Here is a 26,656-nt window from a genome sequence, read left to right as displayed (position 1 = left end):
TGACGATGCATCACAAGCCCGCCAGCCAGCTTCAGGCAATTCTTACGCGGGTGAGATTCAGCCCACGATAAAAGTCTGACCCGTCTGTAAGCCTTCAACACTTTTTGCGTAGGCCAATGCTACATCGGCCCCCGGAGCCGGTTTGTAGCCTCGGAAGTACGGCGCGTAGCTGCCCATTGCTTCCAGCAGCACCGTCGGACTCACGGAGTTGATACGCAGGCCGCGTGGCAGTTCGATTGCCGCCGCCTTCACAAAGGCATCGATGGCGCCGTTGACCAGCGCAGCCGAGGCACCCGTGCGGATGGGGTCGCGGTTGAGGATGCCGCTGGTGAGGGTGAACGAAGCACCGTCGTTGGCGTACTCACGGCCTATCAATAGCAGGTTGACCTGGCCCATCAGCTTGTCACGCAGGCCCAGTTCGAAATCGGTTTCGCTCATGTCCGGCAAGGCCACGAAGTTGACGCTGCCGGCCGCACACACCAGCGCGTCAAACTTGCCGGTCTGTTCGAAGAGTTTGCGGATTGAAGTGCTGTCGCTGATATCCACCTGGAAGTCGCCGCTGCTGCGACCGATGCTGATCACTTCGTGACGCTGCGCCAGTTCGGCCTTGACCGCCGAGCCGACGGTGCCGCTGGCACCAATCAATAGAACTTTCATCGTGCTGTTCCTCCAAGGGGAGATAAGAAACTGTAGGCGCGAGGGGGCGCCTGCAGTGGGGTGTGGCATCAAGTCTAGGCTGGCTTTTCAGGCGGATAAACGTGCTAATAGGCAACCTTTGGTTTTCAAATGGAAACAATCTATGAGCGAAATGGATGACTTGGCGGCCTTTGCCGTATTGATCGAAGCCGGCAGTTTCACCCTGGCGGCCGAGCAATTGGGCTGCAGCAAGGGCCAGTTGTCCAAGCGCATCAGCCAGTTGGAAGCACAGTTCTCGGTGGTGCTGCTGCACCGCACCACGCGCAAGTTGAGCCTCACCGCAGCGGGGGCAGCGCTGTTGCCCGAAGCACAGGCGCTGGTGGTTCAGGTGGATCGCGCCCGTCAGGCGTTGGCGCGGCTCAAGGATGATTTGGCCGGGCCTGTGCGTATGACGGTTCCGGTCTCATTGGGAGAAACCTTCTTCGACGGCTTGTTGCTGGAGTTTTCCAAGGAATACCCGCAGGTGCAGATCGAGCTGGAGCTCAACAACAGTTATCGAGACCTGGCGCGGGATGGTTTTGATCTGGGGGTACGTTTGGGGGCCATCGAACATGAGCGCCTGGTGGCCAAGCCGCTGCTGGCCTGGCACGAGATGACCTGCGCCAGCCCGGCCTATCTGGAGCAGCATGGTGAACCGCAGACCCCGACGGATTTGGCCACCCACACCTGTTTGCTCAACAGCCACTACAGCGGTCGCGAAGAGTGGCTGTACCACCAGCAGCACGAATTGTTGCGGGTTCGCGTAAGTGGCACCTTTGCGTCCAATCACTACAACCTGCTGAAAAAGGCCGCATTGGTGGGCGCCGGTATCGCCCGCCTGCCGTCCTACGTATTACCGGCGGAATTGGCTGATGGCCGATTGCGCTGGCTCCTGCGCGACTATCAGACGCGGAGCATGCCGATGTACCTGGTTCATCCTTACCAAGGCGGCCTGCCGCGCCGTACCCAAGTATTGGCCGACTACTTGGTGGACTGGTTCAAGCGTAGCGGCGAGGCCCTCGACCGGCTCTAGCGATAGCGACGGGCGATCAGGTGGTCGATGGACAAGCGGCCCGGGCCCTTGGCAACCAGCAGCAACAGCAACGCAAGCCAGGTGCCGTGGGTCGGGTAGGCGTCAGGGTAGACGAACAGCTGAATGGTCAGGGTCATGCCGATCAAGGCCAGGGCCGAGAAGCGCGTGGCGAACCCCATCAGGATCAACGCCGGGAAAAAGTGCTCGGCAAACGCCGCCATGTGCGCCGCGATTTCCGGCGACAACAGAGGCACGTGGTACTCGCTGCGAAACAGCGGCAGCGTCGACGCCGATAATCGCGGTTCGCCGAGTTGGAAGGTGCCGCTGACCAGGTCTATCGCAAAGCCTTCGACCTTGGTTTGTCCGGACTTCCAGAACACCGCCGCGATGGAGAAGCGTGCGAGGAAGGCGATCAGGCTGTAGGGGATTTGCTCGAAAACCTGGATGACCCACTTTATCAGGCAAGGAGGGGACGTGTTCATGGCGATACCTTTTGTTCCTGGTGCAAGTGAGTAATGGCGCTGTGGGTAATCAGCAGCGTCAGGCATTGATGCAGGTCGAAGTCGGCCGACGCCTCGAGGGCATGCGCCACCGCCATTTCCAGCCCAGCGCCGTGGTTCAGGCTGTTGATAAACGCTACCGAGCCGCTGTCGATGGCGATGACCTTGACCGCCAGGCCCTGGCGCAACACCAATGCACCCTGGGCATACCAGGGATTCAATGTGGCGATGGCGCCCTCGGTCTGGTGTGCCGCCCACACTGCTACTACCGCGTAGGCGGAGTTCAACGTGGCAAGGGACGGGTGTAACTGCAGGCGTAATGCACCCAACTCCGTTTGGCGTTGCAGTGTTTCAAGCACGGCCTGCTGATCCAGCGTCTGGCTATCGGCGGCGTGATACGCACGTACCCGCAACCGCTCCAACCGCGCGACATCGGCCAGATACGGCACGCTGGCCGCAGGTTCGAAGCCTTGGATAAAGTCGGAAAATGTGCCGCCATACTCGCTGATCACTGGGCCAGTGGGCGGAAAAGCCTGTACGAAGAGGCTGGCCATGGCGCGGAAAAACTCATCGCCGACCAGTTGCAACGTCACCGGATACGCAGCGGCCAGCGCATCGATCAGCGAGCTGTGGATATTGTTGCGATACACCGCAAAACGGCTGGCCGGGTCGGCACCGTTGCTGCTGAACAGGCCTTCGGGGCAGGTTTGATCGGGCGCCAACAGGGCGCTGGCGAATGCGTGCTGAAGGCTCATGCAATCACCTGCGACAGATACCGCCTGGCGTGTTGGGCTTCGGCCAGCAGCACGCTGAAGGCCGGCACCTGGTTATCCCGCTCGATCAGCGTGGGCACAGGCCCGATGCGTGCCAGTACCTGTTCGTACAACTGCCACACGGCGTTATTGATAGGCGCACCGTGATCATCGATCAGCAGGCGGTCGCCGAGGCTGTCAGTGTCTTCGGCAAAACCGGCCAGATGAATCTCACCCACTGCGTGCAAGGGCAGGGAATCGATGTAGGAAAGCGCGTTGCGCTGGTGGTTGATGCACGACACGTAGACGTTGTTGACGTCCAGCAGCAGGCCGCAACCGGTGCGTCGGATGATCTCACTGATGAAATCGGTCTCGTCCAGTGTGGAGCGCTGGAACTGCAGGTACGTCGATGGATTCTCCAGCAGCATCGGCCGCTTGAGCGTGCTCTGTACCTGGTCGACGTGTTCACACACTCGGCCCAGGGTCGCGGCATCGTAGGCCAGGGGCAGCAGGTCATTGAGAAACACCGGGCCGTGGCTGGACCAGGCCAGGTGTTCGGAAAAAGACTGGGGTTGATAGCGCTCGATCAGCGTGGCCAACCGTGCCAGGTGCTCACGGTTCAGCGGGCCTTCGCCGCCGATGGACAGACCCACGCCGTGCAACGACAGCGGGTACTGCGCGCGGATCAAACCCAGGTAGTGATGAAACGGGCCGCCGGCTACCATGTAGTTTTCGGCGTGAACTTCAAAAAAACCGATGTCGGGTGAGGTCTCGAGCACTTCCACGAAGTGCTGGTTCTTCAGCCCCAGCCCGGCCCGAGAGGGGAGGCCGGGCGCCTGAGCCAGTGAGGGCGTGTGCGGGGATGAAAACGTCATCATCAGTACTCAGGCTGTGCAGGGTTTCAGGACTTGGCGGTGAAGGCAGCTTCCTGGCCGAAACCGGTCGGCGAGGTGGAACTTGCGGTTTTGCCGCAGGTGCCGGCCGGGACCAGTTTCCAGGCGTTGGCCTGGTCTTTGGTTTTGGAGGTGCCGGCGCAGGAGGTGCCAGCGCCTGCAGCGCAATCGTTCTTGCCGGCTTCAGCGACGCCGAAGCATTTCTGCATGTCGTCGGCAGCGTGGGCGGTGGTGGTCAGGGCGGACAGGCTCAGGGCGGAACCCAGGGCCAGGACGAGGGTGGCGGCGGACAGTTTGGTAGTCATGGTGTATCTCCAGCAGTAGGTTGAGGAGCGGGCTTGAATGCCTGCTTACACCACTAGAGGCGGGAGGATGATGTTCGTTACAAGGCCAGACGAAATAATTTCAAACTACGCAAAAAATGTGGGAGGGGCGGTGCGACGATTCGACTTGCTCCCGATGGCGGTGTGACAGGCACAGAGCATGTGACTGATGTACCGCTATCGGGAGCAAGTCGAATCGTCGCACCGCCCCTCCCACATTTAGATCCGGTTCATCCAGCAACCGTTTTTTAACCGCCCAGGTACGCCTCACGCACCTTCGGATCAGTCAGCAACTGCTCACCCGTGCCCTGCATCACCACCCGGCCGTTTTCCAGCACGTAGGCGCGGTCGGCGATTTTCAGCGCCTGGTTGGCGTTCTGTTCCACCAGGAACACCGTCACACCGTCCTTGCGCAGTTGTTCGATGATGTCGAAGATCTGCTGGATGATGATCGGCGCCAGGCCCAGGGACGGTTCGTCCAGGAGCAACAGCTTGGGCTTGCTCATCAGCGCGCGACCGATGGCGAGCATTTGCTGCTCGCCGCCGGACATGGTGCCGCCACGCTGGCTGAAGCGTTCCTTGAGCCTGGGGAACAGGTGCAGCACCTTGTCCATCTGCTCCTGGTAGTCGCCCTTGTCGGTGAAGAACCCGCCCATGGCCAGGTTCTCTTCCACGGTCAGCCGCGCAAACACGCGACGACCCTCGGGCACCACGGCAATGCTCTTGCGCATGATGTGCGACGACTGCTGGCCGACCAGTTCTTCACCCATGTAACGGATGCTGCCGCTGTGGGCCTGGGGCGAACCGCACAAGGTCATCAGCAAGGTCGATTTGCCGGCGCCGTTGGCACCGATCAGCGTGACGATCTCACCCTGGCGCACTTCCACGTTGACGCTGTGCAGGGCCTGGATCTTGCCGTAGAAAGTGGAAACGTTTTCGAATTGCAGCATTTTACGCTTCCCCCAAATAGGCTTTGATCACTTCAGGATTATCGCGGATCTGCTCCGGCGTCCCGTCGGCCAGCGGTGTGCCCTGGTTGATCACTACAATGTGGTCGGAAATGCTCATGACCAGTTTCATGTCGTGTTCGATCAACAGCACCGTGGCGTTGTTTTCCTCACGCAACACGCTGATCAGCGCCTTGAGGTCTTCGGTTTCCTTGGGGTTCAGGCCGGCGGCCGGTTCGTCGAGCATGAGGATCCGCGGGCGGGTCATCATGCAGCGGGCGATTTCCAGGCGACGTTGCTGACCATAAGCCAGGGTGCCTGCAGGGCGGTTGGCGAACTCGGTCAAGTTGACCTTGTCCAGCCAGTACTCCGCATATTCCATGGCCTCGCGCTCGCTCTTGCGGAACGCCGGGGTCTTGAACAGGCCTGCAAAGAAGTTGGTGTTCAGATGGCGATGCTGGGCGATGAGCAAGTTCTCGACCGCCGTCATGTCCTTGAACAAGCGCACGTTCTGGAAGGTACGCACCACGCCCTTGCGGGCGATCTCGTGGCCGGCCAGCCCCTGGATCGGTTGGCCGTCCAGCAGGATGCTGCCACCGCTCGGCTTGTAGAAACCGGTGAGGCAGTTGAACACCGTGGTCTTGCCGGCGCCGTTTGGGCCGATCAATGCCACAACCTGTTTCTCTTTCACGGTCAGGGCCACGCCATTGACCGCCAGCAAACCGCCGAAGCGCATGCTCAAGTTTTCGACTTTCAGGATCTCGCGGCTCATTTGCGCAGCTCCATGTGTGGACGTTGCATGGGCAGCAGGCCTTGAGGACGCCAGATCATCATCAGCACCATCATGGCGCCGAACATCAACATGCGGTATTCGCTGAACTCACGCATCATTTCCGGCAGCAGGATCATCACGATCGCGGCCAGGATCACGCCCAGTTGCGAGCCCATGCCACCCAGTACCACGATGGCGAGAATGATCGCCGACTCGATAAAGGTGAACGACTCCGGGGTCACCAAGCCTTGGCGAGCCGCGAAGAAGCTGCCGGCAAAACCGGCGAACGCAGCACCGAGGGTGAACGCGGACAGCTTGATGATGGTCGGGTTGAGACCCAGCGCACGGCAGGCGATTTCGTCTTCACGCAGCGCTTCCCAGGCACGGCCGATCGGCATGCGCAGCAGGCGGTTAATGACGAACAACGCGGCCAGGGCCAGCAACAGCGCCACCAGATACAGGAACACCACTTTGCTCACCGGGTTGTAGGCAATCCCGAAGTACTCGTGGAAGGTCTGCATGCCTTCGGCAGCGGTGCGGTCGAACGACAGCCCGAAGAACGTTGGCTTGGGGATACTGCTGATGCCGTTGGGGCCGCCGGTGATGTCTGTCAGGTTACGCAGGAACAGACGGATGATTTCACCAAAGCCCAGGGTCACGATCGCCAGGTAGTCACCGCGCAAACGCAGCACCGGGAAACCGAGCAGGAAGCCGAACGTGGCCGCCGCCATACCCGCCAATGGCAGGCAGATCCAGAAGCTCCAGCCCAGGTAGTGCGAGAGCAGCGCGTAGGTGTAGGCACCCACCGCGTAGAAACCCACATAACCCAGGTCGAGCAGGCCGGCGAGGCCCACCACGATGTTCAGGCCCAGGCCCAACAGCACGTAGATCAGGATCAGGGTGGCGATGTCGACCGCACCGCGCGAGCCAAAGAATGGCCAGATCAACGCGGCCACGATCAGGCCGATGATGATGTAGCGCTGGGTGCGCGGCAGGGTCAGGAATTGGCTGACCTTGGGCGAGACCAACGGGCCACGGTTGCCCTTGAACAAGGCACCGACTTGCTGGGTGAACAGCACGCGCAGGAACATCAGCACCGAACACAGCGCGATGATGGTCAGGGTCACGGGACCCGTGCCATGCACTTCCAGGTTGATGCCGACAATGCTCAGCTTGAGGCCGAGTACCGGAAACGCAACGGCCCACACCAGCAGGGCGCTGAAAAACGCCGATTTAAGATATCTGCTCATACTTTCTCAACCTCCGGACGGCCCAGGATGCCGGTCGGACGGAACAACAGCACCAGAACCAAAAGGCCGAACGCCACTACGTCTTTGTACTGGTCGCCGAAGATATCGGCGCCAAACGCTTCGGCCACACCCAGCACCAGTCCACCGAGCATGGCGCCCGGGATACTGCCGATGCCGCCCAGTACCGCCGCGGTAAAGGCCTTGAGGCCTACCAGGAAACCGGAGTTGGGGTTGATCACGCCGTACTGCATGCTCAGCAACACGGCCGCGACGGCCGCCAGCGCGGCACCGATGACGAAGGTCAGGGCGATGATGTTGTTGGTGTTGATGCCCAGCAGGTTGGCCATCTTGATGTCTTCGGCGCAGGCCCGGCAGGCGCGCCCCAGACGGGAGCGGGAGATGAACAGGGTTAGGCCCAGCATGGCCACCAGGGTGACGACGAAGACCAGGATCTGCATGTACGAAATCAGCACTTCTTGTGCGCCACCTGGGCCGAAGGAGAAGCTCCCCGGGATCAGGTTGGGAATGGACTTGTCCTTGGAGTCCTGGGACAGCAATACGGTGTTCTGCAGGAAAATCGACATGCCGATGGCGGAAATCAGCGGGATCAAACGGTTGCTGCCACGCAAGGGACGGTAGGCAACGCGCTCGATACTGTAGCCATAGGCACTGGTTACGACGATCGACGCAAGGAACGCAGCGGTCATCAACAGCGGCAGGGAGTGGATACCCATCATGGCCAGCCCGGCAAGGGCGATGAAGGCCACGTAGGAGCCAATCATGTACACCTCGCCATGGGCGAAGTTGATCATTCCAATGATGCCGTAAACCATTGTGTAGCCAATGGCTATCAAGGCATAGGTGCTGCCAATGGTCAGGCCATTAACCAGCTGTTGGAAAAAATGATAGATCTCAGGCATTACAGCGCTCCTAAAAACCCGATACGCATTTCACTGGTGGAGTCATGTTCCGGCCCCGCGCTGTGTTCTGTGACCACATTTGCACGAAGCGTTTGCCAGCGAACCGCTGGTGACGGTTTTAAGATTTTCAGGTGAGCCAGCGCCCGGATCGCGGGTGACAGGCCCATAAACCTCGTAAAACAAAGCCCACTGCTCTCGCAGTGGGCTTGTTGACCAGTAACGTCTGGCTTACTGAGGGGAAACTTCGGTTTTTGGTTTGCCGAAGTGCCATTCGTAGACCACGAATTTGAAGTCCTTCAGGTCGCCCTTGGCGTCAAAGCTCAGCTCGCCGGTAGGGGTCTTGAAGGTGCCCGCGTGGATGGCAGCTGCCACTTTGGCGGTGTCTTCGCTCTTCGCAGCGGCAATACCGCCAGCGATCACTTCAACAGCCGAGTAGGCCGGGAACACGAACGGACCGGTTGGGTCCTGCTTGTTCTTGGCGAACTCTGCAACGATGGCTTGGTTGGCCGGGTCGGTGTCAAAGGATTTAGGCAGGGTGACCAGCAGGCCTTCGGAAGCGCCCTGGGCGATTTGCGAAATGGAGTCGTTGCCGACGCCCTCTGGGCCCATGAACTTGGCGTTCAGGCCTTTTTCCTTGGACTGGCGCAGGATCAGGCCCAGCTCAGGGTGGTAGCCGCCGTAGTAGACGAAGTCGACGTTGGCTTGCTTGAGCTTCTGGATGATCGAGGAGAAGTCTTTGTCGCCAGCGTTCAGGCCTTCGAAGACGGCCACTTTGACGCCTTTTTCTTCCAGGGTCTTTTTGACCGCGGAGGCGATGCCTTCACCGTATTGCTGTTTGTCGTGCAGTACGGCAACGACCTTTGGCTTCACGTGGTCGGCAATGTAGTTGCCGGCCGCCGGGCCCTGTGCGCTGTCCAGGCCGATGGTGCGGAAGATCAGCTTGTACCCTCGGGCGGTGATTTCCGGGCTGGTAGCGGCCGGAGTGATCATGATCACGCCTTCGTCTTCGTAGATGTCGGTAGCGGGCTGAGTGGAGCTGGAGCAGAGGTGACCGACCACGAACTTGACGCCGTCGTTGACCACTTTGTTGGCCACGGCAACGGCTTGTTTAGGATCGCAAGCGTCGTCGTATTCCTTGGCCTCGAGCATCTTGCCGTCGACGCCGCCTTTGGCGTTGATGTCGGCGATAGCCTGCTTGGCACCCATGAATTGCATGTCGCCGTATTGCGTTACAGGGCCGGTCTTAGGCCCGGCGATGCCGATCTTGATGGTGTCGGCTGCGAACGAATGGCCGGCAACCCCAGCCAGGACCATAGCGGCAAACAGTTTGGAAATCTGCTTAGTAGCCTTATTCATAGTGCTCCACTCTTACTGTTGTATTTTTTATAGTTCTAGCGGCCTTGTGAGCTGCAGAACCGGATCAGATATCTCGGATATCCCCCGGCAGTGCCCTGGCAACTGTACCGGTACAGTGTAGAGCGCCGGCTGATCGCTTGAAAAGCTGGCTGCTGGGGGCAATACCCGGGCGTGTCGCTTAAATGAAAGAAAAAGACAGAATTGCGGCGGGGTGATGCCAGAGTATCGGGCAATCCTTGGCTTTCCTGACACTTTCAATCGATGACTCAATTGCAACTGGGTTTTTCTACGAGAGGCTCGACGTTATGATTGCGCCGATTTTTTACTCAGGTGAATTCCCATGACGCAAGAACCTAGCACCCTCTATGCCAAACTGCTCGGTGAAACAGCCGAAATTTCCTGGAAGGAGCTTGAGCCGTTCTTTGCCAAGGGTGCCCTATTGTGGGTCGACGCCGGCCTGGATTTGATCGAAGCCGCCGAAGGAATGGCCGAAGACAACCGCGATAAAGTCGCCGCGTGGCTGGCTGCGGGCAGCCTTGGCGAAGTGTCTGCGACGCGGGCATTGGACTTGCTGGAGCGTGATCCGGAGCTTTGGGCAGTGGTGGTTTCGCCGTGGATTCTGATCCAGGAAAGGGCAGTGTAAGAAACGACCGCACGAAAAAGGTGCGCCGTTTGCGCAAATGAAGTGTGTAGCGGAGTAACCGCTGATGCGGTGATGGCATCTTGCCGTAGAGAAAGGTCACAGCGCAGGGTGACGTGCGCGTAACGGGAACAGTTTTGCGCTGCGCCAAATACGCGGGGAATTGTTTCCGGGTGTTAGCAAATCCATGTGGCGAGGGAGCAGGCTCCCTCGCTACAAAAGCTCAAGCAGTTTTGCCGGTATGGTTATTCAACGAAATAACCTTGGTCTTGCCAATCCGGTGACGGTAAATCTCACGCAGGTACTTGATCGCCTTCTTCACACAATCCCGTGACAGACGAATGTCATTGATCGAGACAAACTTCTCTTTGTCATTGATCAACTCGCGATACTTCTTCTCATACATCGGTTTGATCGCGTACCAGTTGGTATCGAGGATCTTCGCCGGGTTTTCAAACTCGTTGAGCAGCTCGTCGATACGGTCTTCGTCGAAGTCCTCGTGGATGATGAAGTCCAGGATCGAGTTGTCCAGCGTGTCGTCAAAGCGGTAAGGGTTGCGCGCAAAGCAGCGCTTGATGAACGCCACGATCAGCGTCAGGAAGTCATCCGACAGGCACGGGCTCTTGGCGATCAGCGTCGTCAGCGACAGGTTGGCCGATGCGCCGATTACCAGGGCGTAGCGCTTGAGCGTGGTGTTGGGGAACAGGCTGTTGAGGTGGGTCTTGAGCCGGTTCAGGTCCATGTAGGACAGCTTGTAGTCCTTGGGCAACGACACGATGGACACCACCGACGAGCAGTTCTTGAAGAAGTGCAGGTCGTGCAACGCTGCCGCGTCGTAGCCGGAGTTCTTGTACTGCTCCAGGGACGCCTTATAGCGCTTGGACTCGATCGGCAGCAGGCTGATGCCTTCGATGGCCTGGGTGACCTTGTTGAAGTGCGGCAGGTCGATGGAGCGGAAGAACAGGTCGTCGATGTTCAGGCGCTGCGGTTCTTTTTCGAACACCTTGAACTTGTCATTCGACGGCGCCGGGGTTTCCGGGACTACGGATTCGGCGTAGGCAATTGCTACCGGGCCGGCCAGGCTCATGAACAGGTCGTTGGCGTCCAGGCGAATGGTTTCGCCGATGTCGATGCCAGCTCGACGGAAGTAGTTCTGGTCGTAGTCGGTGGTCACCGCCTGGGCGGTGAGGATGTTGAAGATTTGCTGGGAGATGTACTGGTTGGCGTGTTTTTCCATGGCATTGACGTCAATGTTCTGGATGTTGCCGTCATCGCTTTCTTCGGCGTAACGCATGATGTCGTTGGAGATCAGCATCATCGCGTTCCATGGACGGATGCGGCCTTTTACGCTGGCTTCGCTGCTGTCTTCATTGTCGAAGTTGTACGAGAAGTCCCATTCTTCCGACAGGTATTTGCACAGCAACCGGCCGGCGTTGATGTGCAGCGCCTCGGACATTTCGCTGCGGTGATCCGAAATATTCGGCAGCACGCAGATGCCGCTGGTGAAGATTGGCTCGAAGACGAAGGCGTGTCCGCTTTTGCTGTCGTGCTCGTCGGCGGGCTTGGTGTCGAACGTCTTGTTCATGTACGAATGCTGCTGGGCCAGGCCGAACTCCGAGGCCATGCCCGAACCGGTACCGCCGCCGGCGCTGAAAATCGAGAAGTACAGGCGCGACTGGTTGGCCTTGATGCCGCAGGAGTCGATCAGGTACGAGTGAATCATCTTCCAGTCGGGGCTGGAAAAACGCTGGGTGTCTTTGTTGAGGATGATCTTGGCCAGGTACTGGCCGAGGATCGGCGCGTTGCCGGCGCCACCGGCATGGACTTCGGAGAGGTCCATGATTTTCATCTTGCTGTAGTCGCGCAGGAAACCGCTTTTTTCGCCCTTGCGCGAGAAGCGGATACGCCCGGCGATGTCCTTGTCCAGATCGCCCAGCATCACCAGCGGCTCCACCAGGAACACCGGCTTGCTCGCCTTGCCACCGCCCAGGCGCAGGTTGTTGCGAATCCATTGGGCCGGGCTGTAGCCCTTGTCCGTCGACTTGTCTTCGGTACTGAATTCGTTCAGGTAGAACTTGCGCGCGTTGTACACCAACTCCGCTACGTCCAGCGCGATGTTCGAGCCGCAACGGCCCAGGCCGATCAGGCACACCGAGGGAAACTCCTGCTCGCTGCGCAGCTCGCTGTCGCCTTCCTGGTGGGGCGGGCGCGGGAACACCATGTCGCGCAGGCCGTCGAGGTTGTCGAGGATGCGGTCGGTATTGGTTTCGGTGAAGTACAGGTATTGCTGGGTGGCCAGCGGGCGAGGGCTGCTCAATGACTTTGAACCTGAGGGCTTTTCCGCAGGAGCTGTGAGCAACACGTCGGATACCACGGTGGCAGAGTTATTTTTAGAAGTCATTGTGCGCCATGTGCCTGGGCGGACGGCTGGAAAAATATCAATTAGCCATCACTGAATGAGAGTTCGCGACTTTGCAGTGCGTCCTTGTCCGGGACAATCGGGTTTAACCCCAGCGTTATTAAGGGAAATCCTGGCCGGACTCTGTTGAATCGGCCGTTCGTCAGCGTTCTTTAGGTAAATGATGGCGAAATGCCAAAGATTCGGCGTCAGTGGATTGGCCTGATGACGGAAGTCGGACCGACGCGGCCAGGGGAAGGGTCTAATCGATGGCCAGCGACACGCCCAGCGCGCGGATTTGCCGCAACAGTGCCAGGGTGCTGCTGATATTGCCCGTCATCGAGCCTCGTCACTCGCCAGGACTAATGGCACTTTGCTCTGTACGATTTTGGCATGCCCGCAATAGCGTTTGATGCTAAGCGCTGATAGGCAGGTCCAATTCGAAGGGCGGCGCTTCCAGGGGCGCCAGGCCGAACGCTGCGCGCGCGGCATCGCAGTCGACGTTCTGTACGCCATGGCTCCAGGACGAGTCGAACTCGCGGCACACACTGGAGCGCTGTTCATAAATTGAGCAACTGGTGCCTTTGCCAACTTCGCCCTCAAGGCTGCAGCAGCGCGTAGGTTTCTGGTCGGTACCGATCATTGCCACACGGCTGGGGTTGATCTGCACCACCAGGTCATCGGGCACCGTGCCGCCCGACGAGGCGCACTCTCCCCAGAAGAAAGACACACGAAAGTGTGAACAGCAGGCACCGCAATTCAGACACGGACTGGCTTCGGACATGGGCGTCATCGATAAGAAAAGTAAGAGTGGGGTACTACTGGAGGGCTCGCCATTCTAAGCGCGCCATGGTCATTGGGAAGGGGGGAGTGAACTTATATTTTTGTGGGCGAAATCCCGTAATGCCGGGTGAAATCATGCCCTATCAGCTTTACGAATCATTACAGACAACCGTGTCGCGCCTGACTATGTTGCAGGTACCTGAGCAGGATGCATCGGGCATCGCAGCTCTCATAACAATAAAAGAGACGGACCCATGCAGAACTCGACCCAAGCGGCGAATGCCTGGCGCATTCTGTTCCTGTTGTTCCTGGCCAATCTGTTCAACTTCTTCGACCGCACCATTCCCGCGATCATCATCGAGCCAATCCGCATGGAATGGCACCTGAGCGACTTCCAGCTCGGCATCATCGGTACCGCCTTCACCATCGTCTACGCCATTGCCGGCCTGCCACTCGGGCGCATGGCCGACACCGGTTCACGTAGCAAACTCATGGGCTGGGGCCTGTTCGCCTGGAGCGGCCTGACGGCGGTCAACGGCATGGTCGGCAGTTTCTGGACGTTCCTGCTGGTGCGCATGGGCATCGGTATTGGCGAAGCCAGCTACGCGCCGGCGGCCAACTCGCTGATTGGCGACTTGTTCCCGGCGCATCGCCGGGCCCGGGCGATGGGGATTTTCATGCTGGGTCTACCGCTGGGCCTGTTGCTCGCGTTCTTCACCATTGGCTGGATGGTCAAGGCGTTCGACAGCTGGCGGGCGCCGTTTTTTATCGCGGCGGTGCCGGGGATGATCCTGGCGGTGTTCATGTTCTATATCAAAGAGCCCAAGCGTGGCGCGGCAGAAACCGTGCAAGTCTCCCAGGAACGCGTCGACCGTCCGATCCGCCGCGTGCTGGCAGTGCCCACCTTTCTCTGGCTGGTGCTTGCCGGGCTGTGTTTCAACTTCGCCACCTATGCGTGCAACTCGTTCCTGGTACCGATGCTGCAGCGCTATTTCCTGATGCCGTTGCAGGATGCGGCGGTCGCTACCGGGGTGATCGTCGGCTTGACCGGCCTGGTGGGCCTGACCCTGGGTGGCTGGATTGCCGACAAAATCCATCAGCGAGTCGCCAATGGCCGGCTGCTGTTTGCTGCGTTCAGTCTGATCATCTCCACCGTCACCACCGCCTGGGCGTTGCACGCCGGGCGCGTCGAGATCGGGGTGTTTGTCGCGCTGTTCAGCGTGGGCTGGCTGTTTGCCTATAACTTCTACACCTGTGTGTATACGGCGATTCAGGACGTGGTCGAGCCGCGCCTGCGGGCGACGGCGATGGCGCTGTTTTTTGCCGGGCTATATCTGTTGGGCGGGGGCATGGGGCCGGTGGTGGTGGGGGCCTTGTCCGATCACTTTGCCCATTCGGCGATGTATGCCGCCGGGGCGGAGCAGATGACGGAGGCTTATAAAGCAGTGGGGTTGCATGACGCCATGTACCTGATTCCGGTGGCGCTGTTCTTGACCATGCTGTTTTTGTTCCAGGCTTCGCGCAGTTTTGTGCGCGATGCCAAGCGGATGAAGGATGGGTTGGTGGCTGTTGAGATGCCGGTTGCGGCGGCTACAGCCTAAGGCTACATTGTGGCGAGCGGGCTTGCCCCGCGTTGGGCTGCGAAGCAGCCCCTATAAAATCACCGTGTTTTTTCAGACAAAACGCGGTGCAGGATTTGGGGCTGCTGCGCAGCCCAACGCGGGGCAAGCCCGCTCGCCACAACCTTCTTTTTAGCCGGGCAGGGCAGCAATCAACCCGCCACTAACACCCGAATCGCTTCCAGTCGCAACGCCGCCTTGTCGAGCATGGCCAGGCCTTGCTCGCGTTGTTGGCGAAGGGCAACCAGTTCGCTGTCGCGCACGGTCGGGTTGACCGCTTGCAGGGCGGTCAGGCGTGCCAGCTCTTCGTCGGTGTCCGCCGCCAGGCGACGTTGCGCCTCGGCCACGCGCTCGGCATGACGCGGGGTGATTTTCTCTTCGCCGGCATTGATCCGTGGCGTCAGCTGGTCGCGCTGGGCCTGGATAAACTTGTTTGCGCTGGCGCGAGGCACGCTTTCCAGTTGGTCGTTCAGGGTCTCGAACGACACGCGGCCCGACAGGTCATTACCGTTGGCGTCCAGCAGGCAGCGCAGGGCGGCCGGTGGCAGGTAGCGGCCCAGCTGCAGCGAGCGCGGGGCAACCACTTCGCTGACGTAGAGCAGTTCCAGCAACACGGTGCCCGGCTTGAGCGCCTTGTTCTTGATCAGCGCCACGGCGGTGTTGCCCATGGAACCGGACAGCACCAGGTCCATGCCGCCTTGCACCATCGGGTGTTCCCAGGTGATGAACTGCATGTCTTCGCGTGACAGCGCCTGGTTGCGGTCGTAGGTGATGGTCACGCCTTCGTCGTCGCCCAGGGGGAAGCTGGCGTCGAGCATTTTTTCGCTCGGCTTGAGGATCAGTGCGTTTTCCGAATGGTCTTCGCTGTCGATGCCAAACGCGTCGAACAGGGTTTCCATGTAGATCGGCAGGGCGAACTGATCGTCTTGTTCGAGGATGTCTTCCACCAGCGCATCGCCTTCACCCGCGCCGCCGGAGTTGAGCTCCAGCAGGCGGTCGCGGCCGGTGTGCAGTTCCTGCTCCAGGCGCTCGCGTTCGGCGCGGGCTTCGTCGATCAGGTCTTGCCACTCGCCGTCGTCGGCATTTTCCAGCAGCGGCAGCAGGCGCGGGCCGAACCGATGCTGCAAGGCGTTGCCGGTCGGGCACGTGTTGAGGAACGCGTTCAGCGCTTCGTGGTACCACTGGAACAGGCGCTCTTGCGGGCTGGTTTCCAGGTACGGTACGTGCAGTTCGATCACGTGCTTCTGGCCGATCCGGTCCAGACGGCCGATCCGCTGTTCCAGCAGGTCGGGGTGGGACGGCAGGTCGAACAGCACCAGGTGGTGGGAGAACTGGAAGTTGCGGCCTTCACTGCCGATTTCCGAACAGATCAGCACCTGGGCGCCGAATTCTTCATCGGCGAAGTAGGCAGCGGCGCGGTCACGTTCGAGGATGTTCATGCCCTCGTGGAACACCGTGGCCGGGATGCCGGAGCGCACGCGCAGGGCGTCTTCCAGGTCCATGGCGGTTTCGGCGTGGGCGCAGATCACCAGGACCTTGGTGCGCTTGAGCATTTTCAGCTGGTCGATCAGCCACTCAACCCGTGGGTCGAAGCGCCACCAGCGGTTTTCTTCTTCGATGTCCGGCTGCGACTGGAAGCTGACTTCCGGGTACAGCTCGGCGTGTTCGCCCAGGGGCAATTCCAGGTATTCGTCCGGGTTCGGCAGCGGGTAGGCGTGCAGCTTGCGCTCCGGGAAACCCTGCACGGCGGCGCGGGTGTTGCGGAACAGCACGCGGCCGGTGCCGTGGCGGTCGAGCAGCTCACGCACCAGGCGTGCACTGGCTTCGGTATCGCCATCGTTGACGGCGGTGAGCAGAGCTTCACCTTCGTTGCCGAGGAAACCCTGGATGGTTTTGTGTGCCTTGGGTGACAGGCGGCCCTTGTCGAGCAGCTCCTGCACGGCTTCGGCCACCGGGCGGTAGTTCTCGCTCTCGGCGCGGAAGGCGTGCAGGTCGTGGAAACGGTTCGGGTCGAGCAGGCGCAGGCGCGCGAAGTGGCTGTCCTGGCCCAGTTGTTCCGGGGTGGCGGTCAGCAGCAGCACGCCCGGTATGACTTCGGCGAGTTGCTCAACCAGCGAGTACTCAGGGCTGGCTTTCTCTTCATGCCACACCAGGTGGTGTGCTTCGTCGACCACCAGCAGGTCCCAGCCGGCGGCGAACAGCGCATCCTGGGCCTTCTCGTCGTCCACCAGCCATTCCAGGGCGACCAGGGCGAGCTGGGTGTCTTCGAACGGGTTGGCAGCATCGCTTTCGATAAAACGTTCTTCGTCGAACAGTGCAACCTGAAGGTTGAAGCGGCGGCGCATTTCCACCAGCCACTGGTGCTGCAGGTTTTCCGGCACCAGGATCAGCACGCGGTTGGCGCGGCCCGACAGCAACTGTCGATGGATCACCAGGCCGGCTTCAATGGTTTTGCCCAGGCCCACTTCGTCGGCCAGCAGGACCCGTGGCGCGATACGGTCAGCGACTTCACGGGCGATGTGCAATTGGTGAGCAATCGGTTGTGCACGCACGCCGCCCAGGCCCCACAGGGAGGACTGCAACTGACGGCTGGTGTGTTCCAGGGTGTGATAGCGCAGCGAGAACCAGGCCAGCGGGTCGATCTGCCCGGCGAACAGGCGGTCGCTGGCCAGGCGGAACTGGATGAAGTTCGACAGTTGGGTTTCCGGCAGGGTGACCTGCTCGTTCTGCCCATTGAGGCCGTGGTAGACCAGCAGGCCGTCGACATCGTCGACTTGCTGCACGGTCATTTTCCAGCCTTCAAAATGGGTGATGGAATCACCCGGAGAAAACCTCACGCGAGTGAGGGGCGCATTCCGTAGCGCATACTGGCGAGTGTCGCCAGTGGCCGGATAGAGCACGGTCAACAAGCGGCCGTCCTGTGCCAGAACGGTGCCTAACCCCAGCTCTGCTTCGCTGTCACTAATCCAGCGTTGCCCCGGTTGATACTGCTGCGCCATGCTGCCTGACTCCCGCCGTGAAAAAGCCGACTATCTTAACGGAACAAGGCCCCACGCCCAAGGACTCTGACAAAAACTACTCTGTTTGGGCGGCACTGCGGACCCCGAATCGACGGGTGGCGGGCACTTGCGAGTGTCGATTGGGTCACAAGTTGGCGAGCTCGCGCTCAAGTCGCCGCGCCGCCCGCCGACAGCCTGCTGACAGGAGAACAACTATTATGCTGCCACCCATGCTGCCCGTGAGCGTTGTGCCGGTCACGTCGCAACTCGACCCGGTGCGCCAAAAGCCAGACATCCCGCCCGTGGTGCCCGTACAACCGAGCTCCAACGAAAGCACGATCGACCTGAAAAAGGGCGATGCCGAGCAGTCGACCTTGCTGCTGCGTGAAGAACAGCGCCGCCAGCAGGAACAGCAGAGACGCCGGCGTGAAGCCGACGAAGACCCTGAGGAGCATTTGGCGATTCCCGGCGATGTGCTTAACGCTGACAACACCGTGCCCGTAATCCCTCTGATCGAAGACGCGCCGCGCCAGGGTTTGTGGGTGGACGTCGAGGTTTAATCACGCAGTTCCCGCAGGGCGTCCATCAGCAACTCGATCTCTTGATCAGTGTTGAGGGGGCTGACGGAGATTCGCGCTACGCTGGTCAGGCCGCGAGCCTGCATGTCCAGCGGGGTGTAGGCGACGCTATTGGCGCCGATATTGATGCGCTTCAAGCCCAGACTTCGCTTGAGTTCGAAGGCGTCCCAGCCGGCCAGGTTGAAGGCGATCAAGCCGGATCGGGCGCTACCCAGGTCATGCAGGGAAATCCTGGGCATCTGACATAACGCTTCACGGATTCGCGCGCTGGTCTGCTCGACCCTTTCCCATACCCGCTCAATCCCCAATCGATTCATTTCCTGCAACGCATTGCCCAGCCCGGCCAACAACGCGAACGATACTTCGCTGGTTTCAAAACGGCGGGCGTCGTTGCGCAGGTCGAAACCGGCGGCTGTCCAGGGTGCTGAAAATACATCGCGTTGGGCAGGGTTGAGGCGCTCGAGAAAGTCCGGTCGCACATACAAGAGTGCTGTGCCGCGTGGCCCTCGCAGGTGTTTGCGGCCGGCCGCCTTGAGTACGTCGCAGTGCAGCGCTTGCACATCCACCGGCAGTTGGCCGACAGCCTGGCCCGCGTCGATGAAGTAGGGGATACCGTGGCGCCTGGCCACTTCACCGATCGCTTGGGCAGGGTTGATCAGGCCGCCGTTGGCCGGGAGCCAGGTCAGGTCGATCAGCTTCACGTTTGAATCGATCATCGAGGCCAGTGCCACCGGGCAGGCCGCACCGGTTTCATCACACGGGATCACCTCCACCCGCGCCCCGGCCTGCACAGCCAGTTCCATGCTCGCCAGGTTGCCGCCCCATTCGTGGCGACCCACCAGAATGCGCTCGCCCGGCTGCCATGGGCCGAGTGCCTGGAACGCCATGCTCCAGGCTGTCGAGCCGCTGCTGGCAAAGGCTATCGATGCGGCAGGCGCGTTGAGCAATTGCCCCGCCGCGCGCCGGGCTTTTTCCAGCAGGAGGGCGCCCTGCTCACCGGCTTCCATCGGGCCATCGCGGGCTTCGCGTTGCAGCTGGTCGATGATCGCGTCGAGGGTCGCCTGGCTTGGCAGCGAGGCACCAGCATGGTTGAAGTGCACGATGCCGGACTGGCAACCGGGGGTGGCGTCCCGCAGTTGCTGGACTTCGAGCGGGGTCACGGTTGCAGCTCGAAAATCGCATCAACCTCCACCGCCACGCCACCCGGCAGGCTGGAAACGCCAACGGCCGTGCGCACATGGCGACCCTTGTCGCCGAGGGCATTGACCAGCAGGTTCGAGGCGCCATTGGCCACGACGCCTTGGCGCTGAAAGTCGCCGCTGCTGGCGATAAACACGCCCAGGCGCAGGATGCGCACCAGGCGCGACAGGTCATCGCCCAGCGCGTCGCTCAATTGCGCAAGCAAGCCCAGCGCCGCCAGTTCTGCTGCCTGGGCGCCTTCCTCTTCGCCAAGGGACTCGCCCAAGCGGCCTACATAGGCCGGTTTGCCGTCCACCAAGGGGATTTGCCCGGAAATAAACAGCTGGTTGTGGCTGACGACGTGATTGATGTAGTTGGCAATCGGCTGGCTGGGCGAGGGCAGCGTCAGGCCTAGGGCTTGCACGCGTTGGCGGATGGAATCGCTCATGTTGAATCCTCTGGGTTAAGAGGTTTCAGCATGTTGGCTGTGGTGATGGACGACAAACGGATAGATCTCACCCGACGTATCGAAATAACTCACGCGCCGGCGCAGGCGTCCTTCAGCCACTCGCTGAAGCAGTGGGCGGCCTCGTTGGCGACGCCTTGGGGCGCAATCAACCAGTAGCCGATTTCGCTGCGGTAGGGCGGCCAGTCGAAGGCTTCCACCAGGCTGCCGTCCTTGAGCCTGCGTTCGATCAAACGATGGCGGCCCATGGCGATACCCTGGCCGGCCACGGCGGCTTCGACCACAATGTTGTAGTCATGCAGCATCACGCGAGGGTGGTTAGCGAGGTCGACTTGATAATGGCTGGACCAATCCGTCCATTCGAAGGGCCGGTGCGAAGTGGCCATCAGCAGCGGGCCATTACGCAGTTGGCTGGCCTTGAACGCCGGGCTGCACACGGGTGAGATTAATTCAGCCATCAGCCGTGTGGCTTGAACATCGGGCCAGTCGCCCTTGCCGTAACGAATGGCCAGGTCGACCTCGGCGGCGGCGACGTTTGCCAATTGAATCGCCGGCAACAGCTCTACCTGGATCTGCGGGTAGCGGTTGAGAAACCCGGCCAGGCGCGGTGCCAGCCATAAGGTGGCAAATGACGCGAGCAGGCCGATACGCAGCACCGTCACGCTGGGGGCTACCCGTTGGGTACGGGTGGCGGCGGCGATGGCGTCGAGGGCAGGGCGGATTTCGTCGTAGTAGTGTTGGCCGTCGGCGGTCAGATCGATCGCGCGGGTACGTCGGATAAACAGCGGTTTGCCCAGATGTTGTTCGAGTTTTTGTACCTGATGGCTCAGGGCGCTTTGGGTCACCGACAACTCATTCGCCGCCTTGATAAAACTCAAGTGCCGTGCCACGGCTTCGAAAGCGCGCAGCGCCAGCAGCGGCGGAAGGTCGTTGTGCAGTGCCACCTGAGTGTGCCTCCAGGGTAAGGATGGAAAGTGCCGATTTTGGGCGATGACCTGCATTTTGTCGCCCGCTGATTTGCCGTCGGGCGGGAGAGGCCGCATTATTGAGGCATTCCCGCCACGACGTAAGCCAAGCCATGAGTGAAGACGACAAGCTGATCGACCTGAATGCCGAACGTGCCAAACGGGTGCATGACCTCAATGACAAACGCCTGAATGAAGTGCGCCAGGCGTTTGAACAAGCGATGCCACTGGGCAAGCCAAAAAAGAAGTCGAAGAGCAAACCGAAAAAACGTTGAAACAGCCTGCATTTATTGATGCAGGTCAGTTATTACCCTTCTTTACGCCCCGTTGCGGGCGACATTGATCCCCGTCAATTTTCCAATTCGCCTTCTCCATTAACTTAGTCCTATCGCAACAGGGCAAGAGCAGGAGGCCGGTCATGTTTTTCGATAATGTGGTGTTTGCCGGAGTGCTGACCGTCGGCCTCATGGTGATGTTCTTTGTAGGGTTTGGAATTTTTATCTGGAAAGACGCGAATAAGCGTAAAAAATCATAAGTTTTTTCCAGGTTACATGAGCACGCAAGGCATTTTGGGCGACTTCGGTCGCCTTTTTTTTGCGCGAAATTTAATCAACATGCAGGGCCGCTGTGGGAGCGATCAGCCGGGCATAAAAAAAGGTGCGACCCTCGCGGATCGCACCTTTTTCATTGCAGGCTGTTTATCAGCTGCCCAATGCCTTGGACGCCAGCCAGAACAACCCGGCCGACAGGCCAACGGTCGCTGGCAAGGTCAGTATCCAGGCCATCAGGATGGTCTTCACTGTGCCGCCTTGCAGGCCGCTTTTGTTCGCGACCATGGTGCCGGCCACACCCGACGACAGTACGTGGGTAGTGGACACGGGCAGGGCGAAGATATTGGCGAAGCCAATCATGGTGGCGGTGGTGATTTGCGCCGACATGCCCTGGGCATAGGTCATGCCCTGCTTGCCGATCTTCTCACCGATGGTCAGTACCACACGCTTCCAGCCCACCATGGTGCCCAGGCCCAGGGCCAGTGCGACCGCGAGGATCACCCAGAACGGCGCGTACTCGGTGGTGGCGGTCAGGTCCTTGCGCAGCTTGTCGAGGTCGGACTTTTCACGGGAATCCAGGCCGGGGAGCTTGCCGACTTTCTTCGCGGTATCGTCCAGGCACAGCAGGTAGCGACGTACTTCAATGCGGTGATCGGCGGTCAGCGAATGGTAGTCAGACACACCCTTCAACGTACTCAGCAGGGCGTTGATGGTCGGCTCGGTCTGCTGCGGATTGCAGCGGAACTTGCCCGACAGGTCGTCCTTCACGCTTTTGCCCAGCGCCAGGAATTCACCCAGCGTCTCGTGGTTGCGCTGATAGAACTGATTAAGGTGCAGGGTGGCGTCGCGGGTACGTTCGATCTGATAGGTGGTGCTGCCCAGGTCAAGTACGAACTGCGCCGGCATGATACCGATCAACACCAGCATGATCAGGCCGATACCTTTCTGGCCATCGTTGGAACCGTGCACGAAGCTCACGGCCATGGCGGAAATCACCAGTACCAGGCGGTTCCAGAACGGCGGGTGCTTCTTGTCGTCGACTTTGCGGCGTTGATCCGGGGTCTTGTGCATCTTCGACAGCGGGCGCCACCATTTCAGGACGAGCAGCACCAGGGCGGCGACCAGGAAACCGGCCATCGGCGAGAACACCAGGGACGCGCCGATATCGATCGCTTTCTGCCAGTTCACACCGTCAGCCAGAGGGATGTCGTTGATCAAGGCATTGGCCAGGCCGACACCGAGGATCGATCCGATCAGGGTGTGGGAGCTGGACGCCGGAATCCCGAAGTACCAGGTGCCCAGGTTCCAGGTGATCGCCGCTGCCAACAATGAGAAGACCATCGCCAAACCATGGCCGGTGTTCACATTGATCAGCAATTCCACTGGCAGCAAATGCACGATGGCGTAGGCGACACCCACACCACCGAGCAACACGCCGAGGAAGTTGAACACCCCGGAGAAGAACACGGCCAGGTGCGGCGGCATGGCTTTGGTATAGATGACTGTGGCCACCGCGTTAGCGGTGTCATGAAAGCCATTGATGAACTCGAAGGCGAGGACAAAGGCCAGGGCGAGCAACAGGCTCACGAGAACCCAAGCATCCAGTCCGCTGAATAAATCGATCATGAAGGTTTTCTGACCCGGTCGTAAGGGGGCGCGATTATGCCAGAAAACCTCGGTAATCGATGCATTAGCTGCTCATCGGTAACAATCTTCATCGAAAAAAAGCGAGCGAAAGGCGTCCATCCCAGGGAATCCGGGGGTTTGACAAGTCTTTGATTTATAACGCGCAGGGCTGAAAAGACGGGCTTTTGTCACGAAATCGTCATGTCTGAAACATTTGTATGAAATTTCGCCGGCCGCAGCAGGAAGCTGGCCAGTGGGCACTGAGGTGAGGTGCCCTCCGCCGGCGGTTGACCGGCGGAGACAGCAGGACCCTGGGTGCTCAGACCGCAGTGCTTATGGCTCTTCAGCTTTGAGTTCCTGTTCAATCTTTTGGATTTCCTGGGCAAATGCCTGGTCGAGCAGACTGGCTCGTTTGCGCCATGGCTTGCGCTCTGGCTCAGGCTGGGCGGCGTAGGTGGTGACTTCCCCGCCGTAAACATCCTTGTAACGTTGCTCCTGGCGCTCAAGTTCCGCGCGCAGTTCATCTTTCGTCACAGTGTTACCTAATTTGAATTGAGTTTAATTAAATTGCAGCGGTGTACCTGAATATTGCCCTCCACGTGTTTCAAATTAAACAGTAGAACCGTTCAAGTATGAAAGGACTGTCAAAGGGTTCTTCGCTAAACCGGTACTTGTAACCGGCGATGCATCCAGCATGCGCCGCCTGGCGAGCTCCAATCCCGATATCGATACCGGGCCGACCTCTGCACAGGTTGCATTATAGCGGCGCATTTGAATAACACTATCCTCATAAAGTTAAAAAGCGTCCACTTCATGTGAGGGTTTTGTTACATGCCCACGTCAGTAGTTGCAGAAAACCTGGCGCCATAAATTGTGCGTTCTTCAAAAAGTTGTAGAGGCCATCCGACTTCGTGATCCCGTCTGCAAAAAATTGCGATAATCGAATGGTCGTCCGATAATCGCCCAATGTTACTGGCCCTGCCTTGTGCGTCAAGGTCGGCGCGGCTTTCAATAGCGGCCAGCCCTCCCAGCGGTTGAGAATAAGAGAAAGGATCCCGAGATGAACGATCAATTGCGCAACTCTTTCGCGTCAGTGGCGCCGCCGATCGTGGCTTCACCGGCCAAACGCATCCAGGCGTTTACCGGTGATCCGGACTTCATGACCTCCCTGGCCCGCGGCCTGGCCGTGGTGCAGGCGTTCCAGGAGCGCAAGCGCCACCTGACCATCGCCCAGATCAGCCACCGCACCGAAATTCCCCGCGCCGCCGTGCGCCGTTGCCTGTATACCCTGATCAAACTCGGTTACGCCACCACTGACGGGCGCACCTATTCGCTGTTGCCCAAAGTCCTGACCCTCGGCCACGCCTATTTATCGTCCACGCCACTGGCGGTGTCGGCCCAACCCTACCTGGACCGTATGAGCGAGCAGCTCCACGAAGCCTGCAACATGGCCACCCTCGAAGGCGACGACATCCTTTACATCGCCCGTTCGGCCACCACCCAGCGCCTGATCTCGGTGGACCTCTCGGTGGGCGGGCGTTTGCCGGCGTATTGCACCTCCATGGGCCGCATCCTGCTCGCGGCGCTGGACGACGCCTCGCTGCAGGACTACCTCGACCACGCCGAACTGCAAACCAAGACCAGCCGCACACTGACCACCCCCGAAGCCTTGTTCGAGTGCCTGCAGCAAGTGCGGCAACAGGGCTGGTGCATCGTCGACCAGGAACTGGAACAAGGCCTGCGCTCTATCGCCGTGCCGGTGTATGACGCGTCTGGCCAGGTGTTGGCCGCGCTCAACGTCAGCACCCACGCCGGGCGGGTCAGCCGCAGCGAGCTGGAGCAGCGGTTCCTGCCGAGCATGCTCAGCGCCAGCCGCGAGTTGAGTACGCAGCTGTTTGCCTAAGCTGTTCGGTGACCGCACAGATCCCGGTTTGATCAATTGACGGTGTTTCCCCTGGCTTATTACTGTGCGGCAGCGCTCTGAGCGCAGCCCAATAATAATGACGACCCCAGGTCGTTGGCCCACCATCGGTGTGGAATAAAAATAATGAATCAGCCTTCTGTCGGTACCACGCTGGACGTTCAGTCCTTCATCAATGCCCAGCCACTGTCACGCTATCAGTGGCGCGTGGTAATCCTGTGTTTCCTGATTGTCTTCCTTGATGGCCTCGATACCGCCGCCATGGGCTTTATCGCGCCCGCGCTGTCCCAGGACTGGGGCATCGACCGCGCGAGCCTCGGCCCGGTGATGAGCGCCGCGTTGATCGGCATGGTGTTCGGCGCACTCGGTTCCGGGCCGCTGGCTGACCGCTTCGGACGCAAAGTAGTGTTAGTGGGCGCGGTGCTGGTGTTTGGCGCGTTCAGCCTGGCCTCGGCCTACAGCAGCAACGTCGACCAACTGCTGGTGCTGCGCTTCCTGACCGGGCTGGGCCTGGGGGCAGGGATGCCGAATGCGACCACATTGCTCTCCGAATACACCCCTGAGCGCCACAAGTCGTTGCTGGTGACCAGCATGTTCTGTGGTTTTAACCTGGGCATGGCCGGCGGCGGGTTTATCTCGGCCAAGCTGATCCCCGCGTTTGGCTGGCACAGCCTGCTGCTGATCGGCGGCATCCTGCCGTTGATCCTCGCTGTGGTGCTGCTGGTGTGGCTGCCGGAATCGGCGCGTTACCTGGTGGTACGCAATCGCGGTACCGATAAGGTGCGCAAAACCCTGTCCCCCATCGAACCGAGCATCGTCGCCCAGGCCACCGGCTTCAGCGTCCCCGAGCAAAAAACAGTCAAGGCACGCAACGTGTTCGCGGTGATTTTCTCCGGCACCTACAGCGCCGGCACCTTGCTGCTGTGGCTCACCTACTTCATGGGCCTGGTGATCGTCTACCTGCTGACGAGCTGGCTACCGACCCTGATGCGCGACAGCGGCGCCAGTATGGAACAGGCCGCGTTTATCGGCGCGTTGTTCCAGTTTGGTGGTGTGTTGAGCGCGGTGGGTGTGGGCTGGGCGATGGACCGTTTCAATCCCCACAAGGTTATCGGCATCTTCTACCTGCTGGCCGGGGTGTTTGCCTACGCAGTAGGGCAGAGCCTGGGCAATATCACCGTCTTGGCCACGTTGGTGCTGATCGCCGGGATGTGCGTCAACGGTGCGCAATCGGCCATGCCGTCGCTGGCCGCACGCTTCTATCCGACGCAGGGCCGCGCCACGGGTGTGTCGTGGATGCTCGGCATTGGCCGCTTCGGCGCGATTCTTGGTGCGTGGATGGGCGCAACATTGCTGGGCCTGGGCTGGAACTTTGAGCAGGTGCTGACTGCGTTGGTGATTCCTGCCGGATTGGCCGCCGCTGCGGTGGTGATCAAGGGCATGGTCAGCCACGCCGACGCCACCTGACTCCCGGCTCCTATACGGAAAGGTAGCCAGGCAACAATCTGTT

27 protein-coding genes are annotated in these 26,656 nt (G+C 60.0%); 8 read left to right on the top strand and 19 right to left on the bottom strand.

Translation table 11 applies throughout. The features are described 5' to 3' along the window. Positions 1–57: 57 nt before the first annotated feature. On the bottom strand, positions 58–657 hold the full coding sequence (locus tag ACR52_RS01695; RefSeq protein ID WP_048719776.1) for a short chain dehydrogenase: 600 nt from the start codon (positions 655–657) through the stop codon (positions 58–60). Positions 658–799: 142 nt separating this feature from the next. On the opposite strand from ACR52_RS01695, the gene ACR52_RS01690 reads away from it, so the two are divergent. Continuing rightward, a complete protein-coding gene (locus ACR52_RS01690) occupies positions 800–1,708 on the top strand; it encodes a LysR family transcriptional regulator (protein WP_048719774.1) in 909 nt (302 codons plus the stop codon). On the opposite strand, the gene ACR52_RS01685 is transcribed toward ACR52_RS01690, so the two are convergent. The 9 genes from ACR52_RS01685 to ACR52_RS01645 form a co-directional block, all read right to left on the bottom strand. After that, positions 1,705–2,190, bottom strand: a complete 486-nt coding sequence (locus tag ACR52_RS01685) for a DoxX family protein (protein ID WP_048719772.1) — start codon at positions 2,188–2,190, stop codon at positions 1,705–1,707. The two genes, ACR52_RS01690 and ACR52_RS01685, sit on opposite strands and share 4 nt — an antisense overlap. After that, positions 2,187–2,963, bottom strand: a complete 777-nt coding sequence (locus ACR52_RS01680; RefSeq protein WP_048719771.1) for an HvfC/BufC N-terminal domain-containing protein — start codon at positions 2,961–2,963, stop codon at positions 2,187–2,189. Before ACR52_RS01680 ends, ACR52_RS01685 begins: the two co-directional genes overlap by 4 nt. After that, on the bottom strand, positions 2,960–3,838 hold the full coding sequence (gene bufB, locus ACR52_RS01675) for an MNIO family bufferin maturase (RefSeq protein WP_048719769.1): 879 nt from the start codon (positions 3,836–3,838) through the stop codon (positions 2,960–2,962). The genes ACR52_RS01680 and bufB overlap by 4 nt, the downstream gene beginning before the upstream one ends. A 23-nt stretch (positions 3,839–3,861) precedes the next feature. Next, a complete protein-coding gene (locus ACR52_RS01670) occupies positions 3,862–4,158 on the bottom strand; it encodes a BufA1 family periplasmic bufferin-type metallophore (protein WP_048719767.1) in 297 nt (98 codons plus the stop codon). 266 nt (positions 4,159–4,424) lie between these two features. Then, the gene (locus ACR52_RS01665) at positions 4,425–5,126 is read right to left on the bottom strand and encodes an ABC transporter ATP-binding protein (RefSeq protein WP_048719764.1); all 702 of its coding nucleotides are present in this window, start codon (positions 5,124–5,126) and stop codon (positions 4,425–4,427) included. Position 5,127: 1 nt separating this feature from the next. Continuing rightward, positions 5,128–5,895: a high-affinity branched-chain amino acid ABC transporter ATP-binding protein LivG gene (gene livG, locus ACR52_RS01660; RefSeq protein ID WP_016975067.1), complete on the bottom strand. Its 768-nt coding sequence runs from the start codon at positions 5,893–5,895 to the stop codon at positions 5,128–5,130. After that, positions 5,892–7,145: a high-affinity branched-chain amino acid ABC transporter permease LivM gene (locus ACR52_RS01655; protein ID WP_003231103.1), complete on the bottom strand. Its 1,254-nt coding sequence runs from the start codon at positions 7,143–7,145 to the stop codon at positions 5,892–5,894. The genes livG and ACR52_RS01655 overlap by 4 nt, the downstream gene beginning before the upstream one ends. Next, positions 7,142–8,065: a high-affinity branched-chain amino acid ABC transporter permease LivH gene (gene livH / locus ACR52_RS01650; protein ID WP_048719759.1), complete on the bottom strand. Its 924-nt coding sequence runs from the start codon at positions 8,063–8,065 to the stop codon at positions 7,142–7,144. Before livH ends, ACR52_RS01655 begins: the two co-directional genes overlap by 4 nt. A 228-nt stretch (positions 8,066–8,293) precedes the next feature. Beyond that, positions 8,294–9,421, bottom strand: coding sequence for a branched-chain amino acid ABC transporter substrate-binding protein (locus tag ACR52_RS01645; RefSeq protein ID WP_048719757.1), 1,128 nt, complete (start codon positions 9,419–9,421; stop codon positions 8,294–8,296). A gap of 340 nt (positions 9,422–9,761) precedes the next feature. On the opposite strand from ACR52_RS01645, the gene ACR52_RS01640 reads away from it, so the two are divergent. Beyond that, entirely contained in the window at positions 9,762–10,064 is a 303-nt protein-coding gene (locus ACR52_RS01640) for a DUF2288 domain-containing protein (RefSeq protein ID WP_048719755.1), read from the top strand. A 220-nt stretch (positions 10,065–10,284) separates the two neighbouring features. Here ACR52_RS01640 and ACR52_RS01635 read toward each other — a convergent pair whose 3' ends face one another. Continuing rightward, complete coding sequence (locus ACR52_RS01635; protein ID WP_048719753.1) at positions 10,285–12,462, bottom strand: hypothetical protein; 2,178 nt, start codon at positions 12,460–12,462, stop codon at positions 10,285–10,287. Positions 12,463–12,874: 412 nt separating this feature from the next. After that, entirely contained in the window at positions 12,875–13,243 is a 369-nt protein-coding gene (locus ACR52_RS01630) for a YkgJ family cysteine cluster protein (protein ID WP_048719751.1), read from the bottom strand. 253 nt (positions 13,244–13,496) lie between these two features. Between ACR52_RS01630 and ACR52_RS01625 the strand changes: the two genes are divergently transcribed. Next, complete coding sequence (locus ACR52_RS01625; RefSeq protein WP_048719749.1) at positions 13,497–14,843, top strand: spinster family MFS transporter; 1,347 nt, start codon at positions 13,497–13,499, stop codon at positions 14,841–14,843. 170 nt (positions 14,844–15,013) lie between these two features. Here the strand turns inward: ACR52_RS01625 and rapA are convergent, their stop codons facing one another. Then, positions 15,014–17,860, bottom strand: a complete 2,847-nt coding sequence (gene rapA / locus ACR52_RS01620) for an RNA polymerase-associated protein RapA (RefSeq protein ID WP_048719747.1) — start codon at positions 17,858–17,860, stop codon at positions 15,014–15,016. 218 nt (positions 17,861–18,078) lie between these two features. Here rapA and ACR52_RS01615 point away from each other — a divergent pair, with 218 nt between their 5' ends. Continuing rightward, positions 18,079–18,420 carry a hypothetical protein gene (locus ACR52_RS01615; RefSeq protein ID WP_048719745.1) on the top strand — a complete coding sequence of 114 codons (342 nt, stop codon included), beginning with the start codon at positions 18,079–18,081 and terminating at the stop codon, positions 18,418–18,420. Here ACR52_RS01615 and ACR52_RS01610 read toward each other — a convergent pair. The 3 genes from ACR52_RS01610 to ACR52_RS01600 all read right to left on the bottom strand — a co-directional run bounded on the left by ACR52_RS01610 (position 18,417) and on the right by ACR52_RS01600 (position 21,027). Further along, positions 18,417–19,598 carry an aminotransferase class V-fold PLP-dependent enzyme gene (locus ACR52_RS01610; protein WP_048719743.1) on the bottom strand — a complete coding sequence of 394 codons (1,182 nt, stop codon included), beginning with the start codon at positions 19,596–19,598 and terminating at the stop codon, positions 18,417–18,419. The two genes, ACR52_RS01615 and ACR52_RS01610, sit on opposite strands and share 4 nt — an antisense overlap. Next, positions 19,595–20,065, bottom strand: a complete 471-nt coding sequence (locus ACR52_RS01605) for a RidA family protein (protein ID WP_048719741.1) — start codon at positions 20,063–20,065, stop codon at positions 19,595–19,597. Before ACR52_RS01605 ends, ACR52_RS01610 begins: the two co-directional genes overlap by 4 nt. Positions 20,066–20,154: 89 nt before the next feature. After that, entirely contained in the window at positions 20,155–21,027 is an 873-nt protein-coding gene (locus ACR52_RS01600) for a LysR substrate-binding domain-containing protein (RefSeq protein ID WP_048719740.1), read from the bottom strand. A 134-nt stretch (positions 21,028–21,161) separates the two neighbouring features. On the opposite strand from ACR52_RS01600, the gene ACR52_RS30870 reads away from it, so the two are divergent. Further along, positions 21,162–21,323: a hypothetical protein gene (locus ACR52_RS30870; protein ID WP_173439161.1), complete on the top strand. Its 162-nt coding sequence runs from the start codon at positions 21,162–21,164 to the stop codon at positions 21,321–21,323. Positions 21,324–21,466: 143 nt separating this feature from the next. Beyond that, a complete protein-coding gene (gene ccoM, locus ACR52_RS31560; protein WP_048719738.1) occupies positions 21,467–21,583 on the top strand; it encodes a cytochrome c oxidase subunit CcoM in 117 nt (38 codons plus the stop codon). 166 nt (positions 21,584–21,749) lie between these two features. Here ccoM and ACR52_RS01590 read toward each other — a convergent pair whose 3' ends face one another. The 3 genes from ACR52_RS01590 to ACR52_RS30060 all read right to left on the bottom strand — a co-directional run bounded on the left by ACR52_RS01590 (position 21,750) and on the right by ACR52_RS30060 (position 24,297). Next, complete coding sequence (locus ACR52_RS01590; RefSeq protein ID WP_048719736.1) at positions 21,750–23,225, bottom strand: inorganic phosphate transporter; 1,476 nt, start codon at positions 23,223–23,225, stop codon at positions 21,750–21,752. A 333-nt stretch (positions 23,226–23,558) separates the two neighbouring features. Continuing rightward, positions 23,559–23,759, bottom strand: coding sequence for a hypothetical protein (locus ACR52_RS01585; RefSeq protein WP_003172389.1), 201 nt, complete (start codon positions 23,757–23,759; stop codon positions 23,559–23,561). Between the two features lie 277 nt (positions 23,760–24,036). Next, the gene (locus ACR52_RS30060; RefSeq protein WP_152687570.1) at positions 24,037–24,297 is read right to left on the bottom strand and encodes a hypothetical protein; all 261 of its coding nucleotides are present in this window, start codon (positions 24,295–24,297) and stop codon (positions 24,037–24,039) included. On the opposite strand from ACR52_RS30060, the gene pcaR reads away from it, so the two are divergent. Further along, positions 24,286–25,128, top strand: coding sequence for a pca regulon transcriptional regulator PcaR (pcaR, locus tag ACR52_RS01580; RefSeq protein ID WP_048719734.1), 843 nt, complete (start codon positions 24,286–24,288; stop codon positions 25,126–25,128). The two genes, ACR52_RS30060 and pcaR, sit on opposite strands and share 12 nt — an antisense overlap. Before the next feature lie 144 nt (positions 25,129–25,272). Continuing rightward, positions 25,273–26,613 carry an MFS transporter gene (locus ACR52_RS01575; RefSeq protein ID WP_048719732.1) on the top strand — a complete coding sequence of 447 codons (1,341 nt, stop codon included), beginning with the start codon at positions 25,273–25,275 and terminating at the stop codon, positions 26,611–26,613. Positions 26,614–26,656: the final 43 nt, after the last annotated feature.

This window comes from Pseudomonas fildesensis (assembly GCF_001050345.1).
Taxonomy (GTDB): Bacteria; Pseudomonadota; Gammaproteobacteria; order Pseudomonadales; family Pseudomonadaceae; genus Aquipseudomonas; species Aquipseudomonas fildesensis.
The sequence above is the reverse complement of the archived record's forward strand: the minus strand, read 5'-3'. Positions and strand labels throughout refer to the sequence as shown.

What these genes read in the sequence shown, in the direction of transcription:
- pcaR (WP_048719734.1), top strand. Translation starts at nt 24,286, where the DNA reads ATGAACGATCAATTGCGCAACTCTTTCGCGTCAGTGGCGCCGCCGATC.
- livG (WP_016975067.1), bottom strand. Translation starts at nt 5,895, where the DNA reads ATGAGCCGCGAGATCCTGAAAGTCGAAAACTTGAGCATGCGCTTCGGC.
- ACR52_RS01645 (WP_048719757.1), bottom strand. Translation starts at nt 9,421, where the DNA reads ATGAATAAGGCTACTAAGCAGATTTCCAAACTGTTTGCCGCTATGGTC.
- ACR52_RS01655 (WP_003231103.1), bottom strand. Translation starts at nt 7,145, where the DNA reads ATGAGCAGATATCTTAAATCGGCGTTTTTCAGCGCCCTGCTGGTGTGG.
- ACR52_RS01640 (WP_048719755.1), top strand. Translation starts at nt 9,762, where the DNA reads ATGACGCAAGAACCTAGCACCCTCTATGCCAAACTGCTCGGTGAAACA.
- ACR52_RS01625 (WP_048719749.1), top strand. Translation starts at nt 13,497, where the DNA reads ATGCAGAACTCGACCCAAGCGGCGAATGCCTGGCGCATTCTGTTCCTG.
- ACR52_RS01670 (WP_048719767.1), bottom strand. Translation starts at nt 4,158, where the DNA reads ATGACTACCAAACTGTCCGCCGCCACCCTCGTCCTGGCCCTGGGTTCC.
- ACR52_RS01575 (WP_048719732.1), top strand. Translation starts at nt 25,273, where the DNA reads ATGAATCAGCCTTCTGTCGGTACCACGCTGGACGTTCAGTCCTTCATC.
- ACR52_RS01685 (WP_048719772.1), bottom strand. Translation starts at nt 2,190, where the DNA reads ATGAACACGTCCCCTCCTTGCCTGATAAAGTGGGTCATCCAGGTTTTC.
- ACR52_RS01695 (WP_048719776.1), bottom strand. Translation starts at nt 657, where the DNA reads ATGAAAGTTCTATTGATTGGTGCCAGCGGCACCGTCGGCTCGGCGGTC.
- ccoM (WP_048719738.1), top strand. Translation starts at nt 21,467, where the DNA reads ATGTTTTTCGATAATGTGGTGTTTGCCGGAGTGCTGACCGTCGGCCTC.
- ACR52_RS01630 (WP_048719751.1), bottom strand. Translation starts at nt 13,243, where the DNA reads ATGTCCGAAGCCAGTCCGTGTCTGAATTGCGGTGCCTGCTGTTCACAC.
- ACR52_RS01690 (WP_048719774.1), top strand. Translation starts at nt 800, where the DNA reads ATGAGCGAAATGGATGACTTGGCGGCCTTTGCCGTATTGATCGAAGCC.
- rapA (WP_048719747.1), bottom strand. Translation starts at nt 17,860, where the DNA reads ATGGCGCAGCAGTATCAACCGGGGCAACGCTGGATTAGTGACAGCGAA.
- ACR52_RS01615 (WP_048719745.1), top strand. Translation starts at nt 18,079, where the DNA reads ATGCTGCCACCCATGCTGCCCGTGAGCGTTGTGCCGGTCACGTCGCAA.
- livH (WP_048719759.1), bottom strand. Translation starts at nt 8,065, where the DNA reads ATGCCTGAGATCTATCATTTTTTCCAACAGCTGGTTAATGGCCTGACC.
- bufB (WP_048719769.1), bottom strand. Translation starts at nt 3,838, where the DNA reads ATGATGACGTTTTCATCCCCGCACACGCCCTCACTGGCTCAGGCGCCC.
- ACR52_RS01590 (WP_048719736.1), bottom strand. Translation starts at nt 23,225, where the DNA reads ATGATCGATTTATTCAGCGGACTGGATGCTTGGGTTCTCGTGAGCCTG.
- ACR52_RS30870 (WP_173439161.1), top strand. Translation starts at nt 21,162, where the DNA reads ATGAGTGAAGACGACAAGCTGATCGACCTGAATGCCGAACGTGCCAAA.
- ACR52_RS01665 (WP_048719764.1), bottom strand. Translation starts at nt 5,126, where the DNA reads ATGCTGCAATTCGAAAACGTTTCCACTTTCTACGGCAAGATCCAGGCC.
- ACR52_RS01635 (WP_048719753.1), bottom strand. Translation starts at nt 12,462, where the DNA reads ATGACTTCTAAAAATAACTCTGCCACCGTGGTATCCGACGTGTTGCTC.
- ACR52_RS01680 (WP_048719771.1), bottom strand. Translation starts at nt 2,963, where the DNA reads ATGAGCCTTCAGCACGCATTCGCCAGCGCCCTGTTGGCGCCCGATCAA.
- ACR52_RS01605 (WP_048719741.1), bottom strand. Translation starts at nt 20,065, where the DNA reads ATGAGCGATTCCATCCGCCAACGCGTGCAAGCCCTAGGCCTGACGCTG.